This is a genomic window from Pseudalkalibacillus sp. A8, from assembly GCF_045920555.1.
Taxonomy (GTDB): Bacteria; Bacillota; Bacilli; order Bacillales; family Fictibacillaceae; genus Pseudalkalibacillus.
Map to the genome: position 1 here is coordinate 5,000,563 of NZ_CP174509.1, position 15,248 is coordinate 5,015,810.

Consider the following 15,248-nt stretch of genomic DNA (forward strand, 5'->3'; position numbering starts at 1 on the left):
AACTACGCCTTCTTAAAAATGAGTTGTTCAACTCACTATTGTCCTTGCGTAAAAATTTATCAAATATTCGGACTATTGTTAATATTGTTTTTTATTTTCAGTCCTGCTTGTATTATTAATGGAGAATCCATATAATCAATTAATGAAGCCACTATTAATTGATTTTCAGAATAAAAGATAGCCCGTTATTAAAGAGAGATTCATGTTTTTAGGGGGAAGTATATGAGAAAAGTAAATATGAAACCGATCCTTTCGGTAGAACGAGCAGTTGATATTTTATTTGCATTTTCATCTCAAAAAAAAGAAATGACTGTTGAAGAGATTTCTAACATAACCCAGATACCGAACTCGACCGTTTATCGGATATTATGCACACTAGAAAGCAAAAAAATGGTTCAATTTGATGAAAAAACATTGGGATACAAACCGGGGTTGAAACTTTTCGAGCTAGGTTCTTTTCTACCTAATGTACTGGATGTAAGGGAAGAAGCAAAGGAACTATTGGACAAGCTTCATTATGAAACAGGACAAACTGTCGTTATGGCTGTACGTGACGATGATCAAATTCTATATATTTATAAAAAGGAAAAAGAAGGTGAAGGTCTAAAATATGTGTCGGTTGTCGGTCAGCGCCGACATTTTCTATATGGAGTCGTCGGTCCTGCAATACTTGCCTTCATGCCGGAAAAGACTGTGGAACAAGTTATGAATAGACCCATACCCCAAAACTCTCCTTATCCTCTTAATGAGAAAGAGAACGTTTTGAAGCAGCTGCAACAAATAAGAGAACAAAAACTCTATGTGGACCATAATAAACATTCTAAAGGTGTAACAGGTATCAGTGCTCCCATCTTCAATATGTACGGTGAGGCAATTGCCGCCTTTGCAGTGATTGGACCCACGATTCAATTTGATCATGTACTGCAAAGATTCGAAAAACTAGTCTATGAAACATCCAAAAAAATTTCATCTAAGATGGGTTATCGATATTGAAAGATTGCATCCTTCCTATCGCCCCAATGATGCAGAATAATACTTGAACCAATAACAAGGACTGACTCATGCTCTTTGAGTCAGTCCATTATATTTAATCATACGTTATCTATTTTTCTTTCATAATAGGCTATTTGACTACTAGAACTGTACAGGTTGCCTTCGATACAACCTTTCGACTGACACTGCTTGAAAATAGCCTTTTCCAGCCACCAAGCCCACGGCTTCCCATGACGATCATATCTATTTCATTTTTCTTCGCATATCGGCAGATTGTTGCAGCTGGATCTCCCGCTAATAATTCCATTCTGGGGAGCGGATCATAGCCTTGTTCAGAGGCTCCTTCTCTGCTTTCCAAGAAGGGCATCGCTTGAAATGAACCTGTGCTAAATAGGTCCTCCTCCATCCGATATGGAAGGACTGCAGTCTCCTCCATAACATATACAAGGGTCAATTCTCCATTATGTTTTTTTGCCAACTCAACACCAAATTCTATAGCTTGCTTACTTGAATTGGATTCATTGGTGGCGACTAGAATGTTTTTATATATCATGGTTCCCCCCTTTTCTTATGCTGACTTATGGTTGAAAGCTCCTATTTGCATTGTCTCTTTTTTTACGATTAATTGATTTATTATCATTATAAATCTTCACTTACCTATTCACAATATTCCAAATTTTCAAGTTAAATCACATTAGAAACGGTAAATAGAAAGGAATTTCCAAAAAGCCGGGGAGATGACTCCCATGACATTCATATAAATCCATTTCATGTTACATAGTTGGATAGTAAATCTGCTGATCCCTCAAACGTAATCATCTGAAAGATGCCTTCTCGACCTAGAATTTTTTAAATATGAACTTTTTCTTCAAGTATCCTTCTGGAATGGAGAACAGGGTCATTTATTCCAAATAACTTCAAGGCATTCTCACCAAGTATCTTACGTTTGGCCTTTTCAGATAAAAATGGTATATCATAAATTGAACTCGGTGTATCAAAATCCTGATGTGGGTAATCAGAGGCATATAACAGTTGATTCTCTGCATCAAATATATTAAATAACATTTCCATTTCTTTCATATCTTCATAATGTTCCAACGGCTGACTGGTAAAGTAGAAGTTTTTAATGTAGTCACTTGGTTTTTTCTTTAATAAAGGAGCCTCAGAAGATCTTAACAAATAATCCGCATCCAAACGTCTCATTATGAACGGGATCCAGGAAACACCCGCCTCTATCATAATGAACTTCAAATCAGGAAATCGTTCAGGAATTCCGTTGATTACTAGATTTGTCAATTGAATCATATTATATAAAGGGAAACCTAAAGCATGGGCAGAAAGAAAATTATTGAACTGCCTAAACGGACCCTCTTGCCAGTGGGAGGCAGTATGAAATCCTAAAGGCAACCCTTTTTCTTCCAATAATTTATACATAGGCATATAGGCATTATGATGAACGGGGTTATATCGGACACTTGTGACCAGGAAACCTACCACTCCTGGTTTATCTCCAAATTGTTTAACTAGATCTATACAAGCCTCCGGAGATGAAAATGGCAGGTATAACATCGTTTTCAGAGAGTCATCATATGGAAGGATTTTTTCAGTCATCCACCGGGCATATCCATATGCAATAGCGACTTCCATCTCTGACTGTGGATGTAGCCCAAAATTCAATAAATCTGTAGGGAAAACTATACTGTAATCGATCCCCATCTGCTGCTGGCTTTTAAGTAATGGATAAATGACACTTGGTAGGGGTTCTCCCTCTGGCTTTATAGCCGACTTTCGATAAAATTCACGAACCTTTGTCCTTCCCCCGGAGGTACGGTCGCCAAGATCAGTTGGCATAGTTGTTAAATTCGCCCCCATTGAAGCGTATTGAAACCGATGGCGCCACGGTTCCTCTACAAGCTCAGCAATTTCATCTAAAGGCGTAGAAATATAATGACAGTCGGCATCAAAGATCGGGAAATCATAAAATCCTTTCTTCACAGCTTGCTGTTGAGCATTATCCAAAAAATTATCTTCCAACGTTAATTTTGTCAATGTCAATTCCTCCTTATCCTATCTTTTTATCCAATGCTGCGAAACATTTGGACTTCGAAAAGTTCAATGTCTTTTTGCTTTAAAAGTTGATCCACAAAAATTACCGTATCTGTTTGTGACAATTTATTATCATTTGTTAAGGGCTTTACTATTCCTTCTCCCTCATGATTGACTAAATTCTGATCGGAAACCTGAACCTTCTGAGCATATATCTTTAACAATAGCTCAATTAGAGACTGCAATTTTCCATCCTCGATTTGTTCCAAGGCGAGATAATCCATTGAATCTCGTATACTAGTCAACTTATCGATCGTTTCAGCCAACTCTACATTTACATCTACTTTCATTTCGTTATTTATAAACATCTTTCTCACCTCTTATAATTAGATTTTCACAAACACATGTTCATCTTTAATATAGGCATCATATTTTTGAAGTTTCAGTTTACTATCCACTACACATTCACCTGTCCGAAGATCATATTCGAATGCATGCCACGGACACACTAATCGTAGATCTTCGTCGGATACAGTTTCTCTTAATGCCATCTTAGTTTCATCCAACTCAAGATTGATCTTTCCGAAAACACCTCCGAGACATACTGGACCACCAAAATGCGGGCAATTATTTTCATACGCATACACATAATTGTGATCACGAATAATCCCAATGGTTTTCCCTTCCAACTCAAGGGTCAGTGATTTCCTCTGCTCAAGCTCTGATTGATGACATGCTTTGATTTCCATTTTTTAAAACCTCCATTTCTATTATTTGTCAATCAAATGAATATTGAATGACGTTGTGTTTGAATTATTACTTTTATTGTAGTCAAGTACTTTGGGTTGCAAAATTAGATGTCCCGCTATGCGATACAAATGCTCAATAATAATAAAAATAGTGCAAATGTTTTAAATATTTTTGTTACAATTGTATAAAACTATTAGTTTGTTTGTTGTTAATGGGGGACAACGATTATGAAAAGAAGTACAGATACTTTGTCATCAGTTCGAAATACAGTCAAGATATTAAAAGAATATACAAAAGATGATGCTGAATTGGGGATCACTGAATTAAGCAAAAGGACAGGTCTGACTAAAAGCTCTGTAAACCGCATCATTCAAACCTTATATGACGAAGATGTATTATACAAAAATCCGCGTACGCACAAATACAGACTAGGAATAACCATATTTGAATTAGGTTCTGTCGTATATAATGAATTATCCATCGGACAAATAGCGATCCCAATTTTTGAAAAAATAAAAGATAAGGTGAGAGGAGACATTCATGTAGTCACATACGACAAAGGTGATATCGTTTATTTGCAAAGGATACCTGAAAGGTTAAGGGCATTGATTCATATTGGTGGCAGAATACGGTCACATGGAACTGCAGCTGGCAAGCTACTTTTAGCCTATCAGGAGGCTGAAGAAATAGACAGAGTACTACAAAACGAATTGGTAGCCTATACCAACCGAACTATTACTTCATCCAAAGAGCTGAAAAGTGAACTTGATCGAATTAAGTCAAATGGTTATTCGGTTTCTATAGGAGAATTTATTGAGGGAATTTGTTCGATAGCAGTACCAATTTATAATGATTCAAAAAAAGTTATCGCTGCAATCAGTCTAACTCGAGAAAATATGACACCTACAAATGCCAAAATAACTGAATTAGTGAATCAATTAAAAATGTGTAGTAGATTGATTACTGAAAATATGGTCATTAATGACTATAATAATTCAATTGATCTTTAATTCTAGAAATCCATTAATAGAGAACCTATGGATAGGGTTATGACACCAACTAAGGAACAAGGAAATCCCACTAACTTAAAAGTGTTCCATTTTGGCGGATTCTATGATAAAGACCTGGAAAATCTTCATATATCGCACAATATCAATAAGAAACGGATAAAACCAATATCCTTGAATTGACACTTTTCGGGTGGAAAGCGACTATAGGACGCTTTCTTTTTTCGACAGCATGCCTTTATGATGATCGGCGCATAAATATGGTGATTCAGCTTATAAATCTCAAAAAAGACGCATAAATCTCAAAAAAGACGCATAAAATCGGAATTCGGCGCATATCTTTCCTCAAAAAACAGAATGGATCGGCTCCATTCTGTTTTTCCCCCATATATCCATTTCTTAAATCGCTTTGACCATGCCTCCGTCGACAAGTAAAGAGCTTCCGGTTACATACGTATTTGCCCCGGATACGAGGAAAGTGACTACTTTCGCGAATTCTTCAGGGTCACCATATCTTCCTAAAGGAATGTTTTTCTTGGATGCTTCCTCTATGTCCTCCCGAGTGACGCCTTTTTGTTCCGCTTTCATATTATCAAGGAATGCGGTCCGATCTGTTGCAATTCGACCTGGTGCTACTGTATTGACAAGAATATTATAAGGTGCCAGCTCTTCTGCTAAACTTTTAGACAATCCGACGATTCCCAAACGGAACGTATTCGAGAGGATCAGACCGGGGATTGGCTGTTTAATAGAGGATGAGGCGACATTGATGATCCTGCCGCCTTCCTTTTTCAGATCTGGAAGTACTTCTCTTATGATACGTATATAGCTTAATAGATTCAGCTCAAATGCTTTTTCCCAATCCGTGTCCTCAAACTTTTCGAAGTTACCTCCTGGTGGTCCGCCGGCATTGTTGATCAAAATATCGATCTTTCCGAATTCATCTCTCGTTTTTTGAACAAGAGAGTTGATCTCTTCCCGATTTGTGATATCACATGGAAAATAGGAAACTTTTCCTTTTCCCGACTGTTCCATTTCATCTTTTGCGGTTTGGAGCTTCACTTCACTCCGGCTTGTAAGCATGACATTGGCGCCTTCTTCTACAAGCTTGGTAGCAATCACTTTACCGAGACCCTGACTTGAAGCCACGACCAGTGCTGTTTTACCATTCAAATCCATTTCCATTAAAATTCTCTCCTTTAAAGAACGCTTTCTAGTAGTCTTGTACTGTCAAGAGAAGGATTGTCTAGATGACGGTGGACTCATCGAATCTAGCTTTTTTGATCGTATTCATGACGAACTGAGGGGGCTCGCCTTCATCAACCCTTTTTATATTTTGAAACGCCATATGCAATACCCGGTTTAACGTATCCCTTGTCCCAGCGCCGATATGCGGGGAAGCAATAAGGTTCTCCAAGGCCAGCAGGGGATTTTCGGGATTGATCGGTTCATTTTCCCATACATCCAATGCCGCTCCTGCAATCCGGCGCTCAACCAGTGCCGCGTAAAGCGCATCCTCCTGCACGATCCCCCCCCTTGCTACATTGATCAAAACCGCATTGTCCTTCATCATCTTCAATTCCGTTTCACCGATCAACCCTTTTGTTTCCGGAAGAAAGGGTATGTGCAGGCTGATGATATCCGATTGTTTCAGCACTTCCTCTACAGATGCGTATGTTGCCCCCAATTGTTGTTCTTGTTCCAGGGTTGCACGGAATTTGTCATAATAAAGGATGTTCGTCCCAAAAGCTTTCGACCTTTTCGCAGCTTCCCGTCCTATATTTCCAAAGCCGATGAATCCATGTGTCTTTCCTTCCATTTCATAAGAAGATGGACGAAGCTCCCACATCAGCCAGTTACCATTCTTGGTCTCCTTATTGATGAGTGGGAGTTTCCTATATAAAGCTAAGATGAGTAAGATCGTCAATTCTGCTACCCCGGTAGCATTCGCCCCAGGGGTATTGCATGCAGGGAGTTTGTGTTGATCTGCTACAAGCAAGTCTATATTATCCATCCCTACACCTGTCTTTTGGATGAATTTCGCTTTCTTCGCTTTTACAAGAAGCTCTTCTCCGATTTTCTTCGTAGCGACAAGCAGATAATCTGACTGCTGGAGTTGTTCCTCACGTTCCTGTCCAGTCAACTCTTCCCAAAAGATCAGATCGAAACCAGGCGGCGTGTGGGCAAGCAATATATCTTTGAACTCATCAAACGTATCATCAAAATAAAGGATCTTTTTCATTTGAATTCCCCCGATTTTTTATAAACATGTTTACATCCTGGCCTAATATGGATCTACATTTTTTCTTCCTTTGTATGGTCCGCCATTGCTGGTTTACCTGCTTCCTTTTTCTCCCACCATTTCATGAATAAAGGTGTGAACAGGGAGATGATCGTAAGAATGATCAAGACGACACAGATCGGACGACCGAGGTAATAACTTAATAAATCTCCTTTTGCCATCAGCATGGATTGTCTCATCCCATTTTCAGCAATCGGGCCGAGGATCATCCCTAAAATGACTGGTGCTGGATGAAAACCTGTTTTCCGCATAAAATATCCGATAACGCCGAAAATCACCATGATCCATACATCAAACAGATTATTGTTTATAGCATACGAACCGACCACACATAAACCGATAATGATCGGTGCAAGGAGGCTTTCTGAGACTCCCGAGATCTTGACGAACCACCTGGCTCCTGCAAGTCCAATTACACCTAAAAGGATACTTGCAATAATGAACCCGATGATGACCGAATAGGTGATATTCGCATTCGTCGTAAATAGTTCATGACCAGGAACCAGTCCTTGAATCATCAATCCGCCAAGAAGGACCGCTGTCGTCGAACTGCCTGGAATCCCCAGCGTCAATAGCGGAATAAGTGCCCCACCGGTTACAGCGTTATTGGCCGATTCAGGTGCTGCAACCCCTTCAATGCATCCTGTTCCAAATTTCTCTTTATTTTTGGAGAAACGTTTTGCCTCATTATAGCCGACCCAGGAACCGATATCCCCACCGGCTCCAGGGAGCATTCCGACGAAAGTTCCGATTCCGGAGGATCGTAATATGGTCACCCAGATACTCTTGAATTCTTTCATTGTCGGCAATACTTTACCAGACATTTTATCCTTTGATATCTTTTGTTGTTTTGGTTTTCCTCGGTTTTCGGCTTGGATCATGACTTGGGATAAAGAAAACAGGCCGATCATCGCTGGTACGAGTGACACCCCTGATTCCAGGGAGATGCTTCCGAACGTAAAACGCGGGTAGCCTGTAAGGATATCGACACCCACAGCTCCGATCAAGAGGCCGACAACACCTGCCGTCAGCCCTTTTGCCACTGACTTGGAAGCAAGGCTTCCGATGATGGTCAACCCGAAAACAGCAATCAAAAAATACTCTGGCGCACTGAAGGCCAGTGAGATTTTTGAAAGGGGAGGTGCAAGAAATAACAATGCAAGGGCACTGATGGTTCCTCCGATCATCGAGGAAACAGTTGCGACCCCGATCGCTTTTGCACCCTGGCCTTTCAACGTCATCTGATAGCCATCCAGACTTGTTGCAGCAGAAGCAGGCGTACCAGGAGTATGGATCAATATCGCAGAAATCGATCCACCATATAAGGCAGAAGTATAGATCGCTGTAAGCATCGTCAACCCAGCGACGGGCTCCATTCCGAATGTGACTGGAATCAATAAAGCAACTGCCATGGTAGCACTAAGACCAGGCAAAGAACCAACAATGATCCCACCTATGACTCCAAGGAAAATTGCAACGATTGTTTGTAAGGATAGTAAATTATGTATGACCTCATTAAATAGATCCGCACTCATATTTTTCGCACCTCCTATTCAAAGAAAATCCCTTTCGGTAGTTGGACATTCAATTGCAATACAAAAACGAGATAAATAAATAGATTCAGGCCACCGATGGTAAAAAGATAAGCCTTCCAATCTCTGACTTTCATGAATCCTAAAAAGACTGCCATAAATAAGATCGTTGCAGGGAAAAATCCGATTATACTTAATAAAAGGACATAGACCACGACAATCCCGAGCGTGACCAATGGGGATTTCAACATATTGAAATTCAATGGCTGTTCATCTCCGCTGTACTCGATAGGCTCTTCATTCCTAAGTGTCCTAGTCTTCTTCAAGCCTCCTAACAAGATGACGATCCCAAAACCAATGAACAAACCGAGTAAGATGCGAGGATAATTGGCAGCTGCTTCAATTAGATTGAATGTTTTGATGTAAAGAAAGATAGAAATGGCAATAATAATCAAACCGACATATATATCCTGATGAATTTTTCTGGTCACAGCAACTTTCCCCTTTCTTTGTGATTGGAGCTGACTTCGAGGTGTCAAGCTCCATCCTGCATTTATCCGTAAATACGGGAAGCCTGACACCCAACCTTAAGCCAGCTCTTTGTATTACCAACCCATCAGGTCGCTCAAGTCTTTTACAGCTTTCTCATCATCTTTCAACAGTTGCTTGTATTCCTCACCATCCAAATAGTCAACCTGTAATCCCATATCGCCCATCTTTTTCTTTTGTTCTTCATTTTTGATCCCTTTTTCAAAGGCAGCGCGAAGGATTTCAAGTTTTTCCGGATCGATGCCTGCTGGAGCTGCCAATCCCCGTGCTGACCATGAATAGACATCTTCAAATCCGCTCTCTTCCAATGTAGGAACGTCTTCCAAGAAAGGCGATCTCTCTTTGCTCATCACTGCGATGATCTTGATGTCACCTTCCTTTTGAAGGGATGCCAATTCCCCGACATTTGCAAACAAGACATCGACGTGTCCGCCAAGGACAGATGCTTTACTATCTGCAGCCCCTTTGTTATGGACAGGTTTGAATTTGGTTCCGAACTTATCATTTAACTTCAAGGATGCATAATGATCGTCGCTGCCAACCCCTGTAGAAGTTGCGGTCAATTCATTTTCTTTTGCATATTCCATCAATTCTTCAATATTGGTGAAACGATCTTCATCGGCACGGATCGCAATCGCCCCTGGATCGGTGACATGATTGGCGATCGGTTCAAAGCTCTCAAGGTTCTGTTTACGGTTGAATTTAGGATCAAGATATCCTGTCATCAAGTTCGGTGTATTGATGTAACCGATCGTATACCCATCCGGATCCGCATTGGCAAGTTCTGTCCAGCCGACCCAACCGCCACCGCCAGGTTTGTTGATCACATTCACAGTCACACCTAACTCTTCCTCTACATATGGCAATAAAATACGAGCTCCAGTGTCTGTCCCTCCGCCAGCTTCATAGGAAACAATCACGTTGATCGGTTTATCCGGGAAATCACCGGCACCTTCCCCGCCAGCAGATCCACTTGTCTCTTGACCACAAGCAGCCATTGTAAAAGTAAGCAATACTGTGATAACAAGCATAAATACCTTCTTCATTCTACTTCCCCCTTGATTTAATGATTTTTAATAAACGAGCAGCTTGAAATCCTGCTCTGAAAACCAACGATTCAGATGGTCTACTGATAAAAATCGTTCGTAACTCTATGGAAGTCGAGTTATACAAAATTGTTCATCATGGCCCAATATTTCTGCTTTTACCTGCTTTCCTGACGCCACCTCCAAGATCTCCTGGTAGATTTCTTCTCCCATTTGTTCCAACGTTTTCTTACCTTCCAATACTTCGCCAGCGTTAAGATCGATGTTCTCCCTCATTTTTTGATACGTATTGTTGTTGCCTGTGATTTTTATGACCGGAACACCTGGAAAACCGGTCGGAGTCCCTCTTCCAGTCGGGAACAAGATCATTTGAGCTCCGGCAGCCACCTGGCCAGTGGAGACTTCACCGTCATGTCCAGGTGAATCCAAAAGATACAACCCTTTACGCTCCGGCTGATGGCCATATCGGATGACACCGCTGAATGGTGCATTTCCGGATTTTTTCATGCTCCCAAGTGATTTTTCTACAACACTGGAGAGACCGCCATCATAGTTCCCTTTTGATATAAGGTGTGTCCGCTCTTTGTTGCTGGAATTTCGAGTCTGCCTTTGCAGCTTCTCCTCCGTCAGATGGATCGTTTCCCGAATTGAATCAGCCACTTTCTCATCAATCGCTCTTCTTGCCAGAATTTCTTCTGTACCGATCAACTCAGTTATTTCACTCAAGATCGATGAACCATCTTGTCCTACAAGCTTATCGGAGGCATATCCGAGTGCAGGATTTGCGATCAGTCCCGAGGTCATATCAGATCCCCCACAGTTCAAGCCGATCATCAGCTCGCTGACAGGAAATTCTTCCCTCCCTTGTCTGGAAGCGATCTGCTGCATTTCACGCGCGATTTTGCTTCCTTTTTGGATGGCTGCCAAAGAATCTCCTTCTTTCTGGATCACCACGGTTTCAAGCATCTTTTGGGAAGGAGCGATACCTTCCGCCAGTTCGTATGGTGAAAATCGTTCACAGCCAAGTCCTACAACCACCACACCAGCAAAGTTGGGGTTATTTCCAATCGCGATCAATGTTTTTGCTGTGACTTCCAGGTCCTCCCCTACCTGACTGCATCCAACCGGGTGCCTGAAATAGACGCTCCCAGGAACTTGATAGGCGATTCGTTCAGCTACTTTCGCTGAACAGAATACAGAAGGAATAATCGCAATTTGGTTCCGGACCCCGACCTGTCCGTCTTTCCGTGAATAACCCATAAATGTGTCAACCATTACTTCTTCCCCCTTTCGCAGTACATGTTATGAGTGTGAACCCACCCCCCTTTCTGAACAGGGCTGCTCATTTTTCCGATTTCTTCTCCATATTTTAAAACGCTTTCATTTTCTCCAATGATTGATAAAGCGAATTTATGGCCAAAGTTGATGTCTTCAAGGATTGTGATGATGTATTCATCCTCCCCTGATCGGACGGCGCATGGATCGCTTTTTTTCAAATCTGTAAGAGCCACAGCTACATTATCAGAAGGATGGATCACTAGTGCTGATTTCACCTTTTGCGTAGTCGCTTCCACGTCGAGTTCCTCCTTTCCTTAAGAAAAAACAGTAAGTTTTCTTGTCATTCCTTCCATCTCGTCATAAGTGAGCGCATACTTGCCTACCACCTTGATCTCTTTCCCTTGTGCCTGCAGTTCTTCCAGCACTGGTTTTGAAACGGAGACCCGTTTTAAATGAAGTGTATTTGCGATCTGGACCATTTTCAGCTTGTCTCGTTCAAAATCGGGACCCAGGCTTTGAATTGCGGTTTCAATCGCCTTTTTCTCGGACGGATAAATCAAAGGAATCATGGCCCGTTGAAGGTATGTACTTGTCAATGCATTCGTATAAGTCGATTTCCGGTCAATCTTGTCGACCAGGCGCTGGGTTGTGAAATCCGCCAATCCAATCCCTTGTGCATTCCCAAATGACTTATCAGCAAGATCTAGAACGACAATCTTACTGATGTTGGGACTTTTCGGCTCTGGTACACCTTCGATCCTCCACCTTCCGATGATATTCGGATCCATCCCTGTGCCACTGAAACACTTGCCGATTTCCTCGATGACCAATAGATCGATATCCTCGATCGGAAGGCTTGGCATCATGCTTTTCGACCAATCAAGCAACTCAGCTTCCCTCTCGTGCCAGCCCGCTTTGTCAACGCCGACGATATCTGCTGTCTCGTCATAACCATTTTCAATGATCGCCAGCCCCATCAGGATCGGGCTATTATCGATCGCACACCTGGAAACGCTTTCAATATTTTCAGCCATTTGCAACGCACCATTGCTATGGACGAATGTAGCTCCTCTGATTTTCCCTAGGCCGATGGTCACCATTTTACTTAAGCCACTCTCTACTTTTCCTCGAAAAGCAGTATGGGCTTTGACACGATTGACGACGATGATGCCATCTGCATGGTAGGCGTTTTCATCCATGTAAACTGGTGTTCCGTTCGGTGTGTGACTGATTAATTCTACATCCATCGAAGAGCGGATCGGTACCCCCATCGATTCCTCTGTTATCCCTAAATGCCTGAGAACTTCCAGTTGCCCCTCAGCAGTCGCGCCTCCATGACTCCCCATGGCTGGCACCAAAAATGGTTTGAATCCCATTTCTTTTACGGTTATCACAACTGACTGGAGAATTTTCACGATATTCGTAATCCCTCTGCTTCCAGCTGTTATGGCAATTTCAGCATTTGGCGGCAAACGATCTGAGGACACGTATCTTATAATTTCTGTACGGATTTTTTTATGTAATTCATGAAGTTGAGCATCCGGAAAACATTGTTCGATTTCGATCATTTCAATCATATTTTCAACTCCATATAAAAGTAAGTCCCAAGACGGGGAAGTTTAGTTATTATATTATTATGGTCTGACCAATAATAATATAATAAGCAGTATTTATCTTTGAATTTATTGTTATTTTATTATATTTCTGAAAATTTTGTCAACCTTGTTTTTAAATTTAAACAAATTCACCTATTTTGTGCTTGTTAACTACAGATCGAGAGCAAAACATTTATAATTTTCTGCAAATTAATGTGGTCTGTGCTATGATAATCGTAAGATCGGTCCTTTTAGTGTATTAATGGTCATACCATATTATTAAGTTAACAATACGAAAGGGGTTTTTTCATTGACAAGCCAAAAAGATTCAAAGAAGCTTACATCTTATGGTGATTCTGGATTCAGTAAATTCATCCGACAAGCCTTCAATCGTCACCTCGGTTTTGAACCTGAAGATTACGATAAACCTGTGATCGGAATCTGTAACACGAAGAGCGAAATCAATAGATGTCATACACATGTTGGGCCTATTGTTGACGCGGTTAAGAAAGGTGTTTTAATGGCTGGCGGCATACCTCTTGAATTTCCGACTATTTCATTAGGAGAGATAAACACGAGCCCCACTACTATGCTCTATCGAAACCTTGCCGCGATGGATACAGAAGAAATGATACGGGCACAACCGATTGACGGGGTAGTGCTGATCGGTGGTTGTGACAAGGTCACTCCTTCCCAATTGATGGGTGCTGCAAGCGCTGATATCCCTTCGATCCTCATTACAGGCGGTCCGATGAATAACGGCGAATATCAAGGCAGGACATTAGGTGCATGCTCAGATTGTCGTTTCTTTTGGCAGGAATATCGCGGTGGACAGATTGACGAAAAGAGCCTCGGCGAAATCAATGCTTCATTAGCACCGACAGCAGGCCATTGCATGGTGATGGGCAGTGCAAGTACGATGGCCGTTTGTGCTGAAGCTTTGGGAATGATGCTTCCGGAAGGTGCTGCGATTCCAGCCACCGACAACCGTCGGATGAAACATGCAGTCGATACAGGGAAAAAAATCGTAGAATTGGTAGAGAAGGAAATCACCCCTTCGAAAATCATGACAGAAAAAGCCTTTGAAAATGCCATTCGAGCCCTTATGGCTGTCGGGGGCTCGACCAATGCTGTGATCCATCTCATTGCGATAGCAGGTCGGCTTGGTATTAAGCTGCCTCTCGGGCGTTTTGATGAACTAAGCAGGACGACGCCATTGATCGCCAATCTGAGACCTGCGGGAGAATACCAGATGGAAGACTTCTTCAAAGCTGGAGGAACCCCTGCCGTTTTGAAAGAAGTAAAGTCTTCCCTCCACATTGATGAGCTTACCGTAACTGGCAATACACTCCGGGAAACGATTGATGCAGTTGAATTTTCTGAAGTGTACCGGCCGATCATATCATCTTTCGACCAACCATTACATAAAGAAGGCGGTATTGCAGTATTAAAAGGAAACCTTGCTCCTAACGGGGCTGTCATCAAGCCGAAGGCAGCTTCGCCCGAACTATTGAAACACCGCGGGAGAGCTGTCGTTTTCAGTTCGACAGTTGATCTCGAAAAACGAATTGATGATCCTGATCTAGATATACAACCTGATGACATCATGGTCCTGCAAAATACTGGACCAGTCGGCGCTCCCGGGATGCCTGAAGCAGGGATGCTGCCGATCCCGCCAAAACTGCTAAAACAAGGGGTCCGTGATATGGTGAGGATTTCCGATGCGAGGATGAGCGGGACAGCTTTTGGTACTGTCATCCTTCACGTAGCGCCTGAAGCGGCGGCAGGTGGTGCGATTGGATTGGTCAAAACGGGAGATATCATTGAATTGGATGTTGAAAGCAGGAAATTAGAGCTTCTCGTGTCAGATGAAGAATTGGACAGACGAAGAGATGAATGGGTGGCTCCGGTTCTTGCCGAACGAGGCTATACGAAATTGTTCCAACAACATGTCCTGCAGGCTGATGAAGGATGTGATTTCGACTTTTTGCTCCCGGTTAAAAACAAAAGTCAAAAGAAGGTCCCTCTGAAGTCAAATTAACGATAAATTCCGGATTTGCACCGATAAAAATCAAAATTGCACCGATATATAGCCCCATATAATCATGTAAAAGACCGGCGTGATCACTCACCCGGTCTTTGCGTTCTTA

At 41.9% G+C, this 15,248-nt stretch carries 15 protein-coding genes; 3 read left to right on the plus strand and 12 right to left on the minus strand.

Translation table 11 applies throughout. The features are described 5' to 3' along the window. Window positions 1-222 precede the first annotated feature (222 nt). Complete coding sequence (locus ACJROX_RS25275) at window positions 223-993, plus strand: IclR family transcriptional regulator (protein WP_408007975.1); 771 nt, start codon at window positions 223-225, stop codon at window positions 991-993. Window positions 994-1,123: 130 nt separating this feature from the next. Here the strand turns inward: ACJROX_RS25275 and ACJROX_RS25280 are convergent, their stop codons facing one another. From ACJROX_RS25280 to ACJROX_RS25295, 4 genes are all read right to left on the minus strand, one after another. Further along, window positions 1,124-1,546, minus strand: a complete 423-nt coding sequence (locus tag ACJROX_RS25280) for a universal stress protein (protein ID WP_408007976.1) — start codon at window positions 1,544-1,546, stop codon at window positions 1,124-1,126. 296 nt (window positions 1,547-1,842) lie between these two features. Continuing rightward, the gene (locus ACJROX_RS25285) at window positions 1,843-3,042 is read right to left on the minus strand and encodes an amidohydrolase family protein (protein ID WP_408007977.1); all 1,200 of its coding nucleotides are present in this window, start codon (window positions 3,040-3,042) and stop codon (window positions 1,843-1,845) included. A gap of 26 nt (window positions 3,043-3,068) precedes the next feature. Beyond that, complete coding sequence (locus ACJROX_RS25290) at window positions 3,069-3,407, minus strand: hypothetical protein (protein WP_408007978.1); 339 nt, start codon at window positions 3,405-3,407, stop codon at window positions 3,069-3,071. Window positions 3,408-3,425: 18 nt separating this feature from the next. Then, on the minus strand, window positions 3,426-3,788 hold the full coding sequence (locus ACJROX_RS25295; protein ID WP_408007979.1) for a Rieske (2Fe-2S) protein: 363 nt from the start codon (window positions 3,786-3,788) through the stop codon (window positions 3,426-3,428). Between the two features lie 228 nt (window positions 3,789-4,016). Between ACJROX_RS25295 and ACJROX_RS25300 the strand changes: the two genes are divergently transcribed. Continuing rightward, window positions 4,017-4,799, plus strand: coding sequence for an IclR family transcriptional regulator (locus ACJROX_RS25300; protein ID WP_408007980.1), 783 nt, complete (start codon window positions 4,017-4,019; stop codon window positions 4,797-4,799). 396 nt (window positions 4,800-5,195) lie between these two features. Here ACJROX_RS25300 and ACJROX_RS25305 read toward each other — a convergent pair whose 3' ends face one another. The 8 genes from ACJROX_RS25305 to ACJROX_RS25340 all read right to left on the minus strand — a co-directional run bounded on the left by ACJROX_RS25305 (window position 5,196) and on the right by ACJROX_RS25340 (window position 13,080). After that, complete coding sequence (locus ACJROX_RS25305) at window positions 5,196-5,981, minus strand: SDR family oxidoreductase (protein ID WP_408007981.1); 786 nt, start codon at window positions 5,979-5,981, stop codon at window positions 5,196-5,198. Window positions 5,982-6,042: 61 nt separating this feature from the next. Next, a complete protein-coding gene (locus ACJROX_RS25310; RefSeq protein ID WP_408007982.1) occupies window positions 6,043-7,038 on the minus strand; it encodes a 2-hydroxyacid dehydrogenase in 996 nt (331 codons plus the stop codon). Window positions 7,039-7,091: 53 nt separating this feature from the next. Continuing rightward, window positions 7,092-8,633, minus strand: a complete 1,542-nt coding sequence (locus ACJROX_RS25315; RefSeq protein WP_408007983.1) for a tripartite tricarboxylate transporter permease — start codon at window positions 8,631-8,633, stop codon at window positions 7,092-7,094. 14 nt (window positions 8,634-8,647) lie between these two features. After that, on the minus strand, window positions 8,648-9,121 hold the full coding sequence (locus ACJROX_RS25320; protein ID WP_408007984.1) for a tripartite tricarboxylate transporter TctB family protein: 474 nt from the start codon (window positions 9,119-9,121) through the stop codon (window positions 8,648-8,650). 114 nt (window positions 9,122-9,235) lie between these two features. After that, window positions 9,236-10,225 carry a tripartite tricarboxylate transporter substrate binding protein gene (locus tag ACJROX_RS25325; RefSeq protein ID WP_408007985.1) on the minus strand — a complete coding sequence of 330 codons (990 nt, stop codon included), beginning with the start codon at window positions 10,223-10,225 and terminating at the stop codon, window positions 9,236-9,238. Window positions 10,226-10,330: 105 nt separating this feature from the next. Next, complete coding sequence (locus tag ACJROX_RS25330) at window positions 10,331-11,500, minus strand: UxaA family hydrolase (RefSeq protein WP_408007986.1); 1,170 nt, start codon at window positions 11,498-11,500, stop codon at window positions 10,331-10,333. Beyond that, window positions 11,500-11,799, minus strand: a complete 300-nt coding sequence (locus ACJROX_RS25335) for a UxaA family hydrolase (RefSeq protein ID WP_408007987.1) — start codon at window positions 11,797-11,799, stop codon at window positions 11,500-11,502. Before ACJROX_RS25335 ends, ACJROX_RS25330 begins: the two co-directional genes overlap by 1 nt. Before the next feature lie 18 nt (window positions 11,800-11,817). Beyond that, window positions 11,818-13,080 carry a DUF2088 domain-containing protein gene (locus tag ACJROX_RS25340; protein WP_408007988.1) on the minus strand — a complete coding sequence of 421 codons (1,263 nt, stop codon included), beginning with the start codon at window positions 13,078-13,080 and terminating at the stop codon, window positions 11,818-11,820. A 328-nt stretch (window positions 13,081-13,408) separates the two neighbouring features. Between ACJROX_RS25340 and ACJROX_RS25345 the strand changes: the two genes are divergently transcribed. Continuing rightward, window positions 13,409-15,139: an IlvD/Edd family dehydratase gene (locus ACJROX_RS25345; RefSeq protein ID WP_408007989.1), complete on the plus strand. Its 1,731-nt coding sequence runs from the start codon at window positions 13,409-13,411 to the stop codon at window positions 15,137-15,139. Window positions 15,140-15,248: the final 109 nt, after the last annotated feature.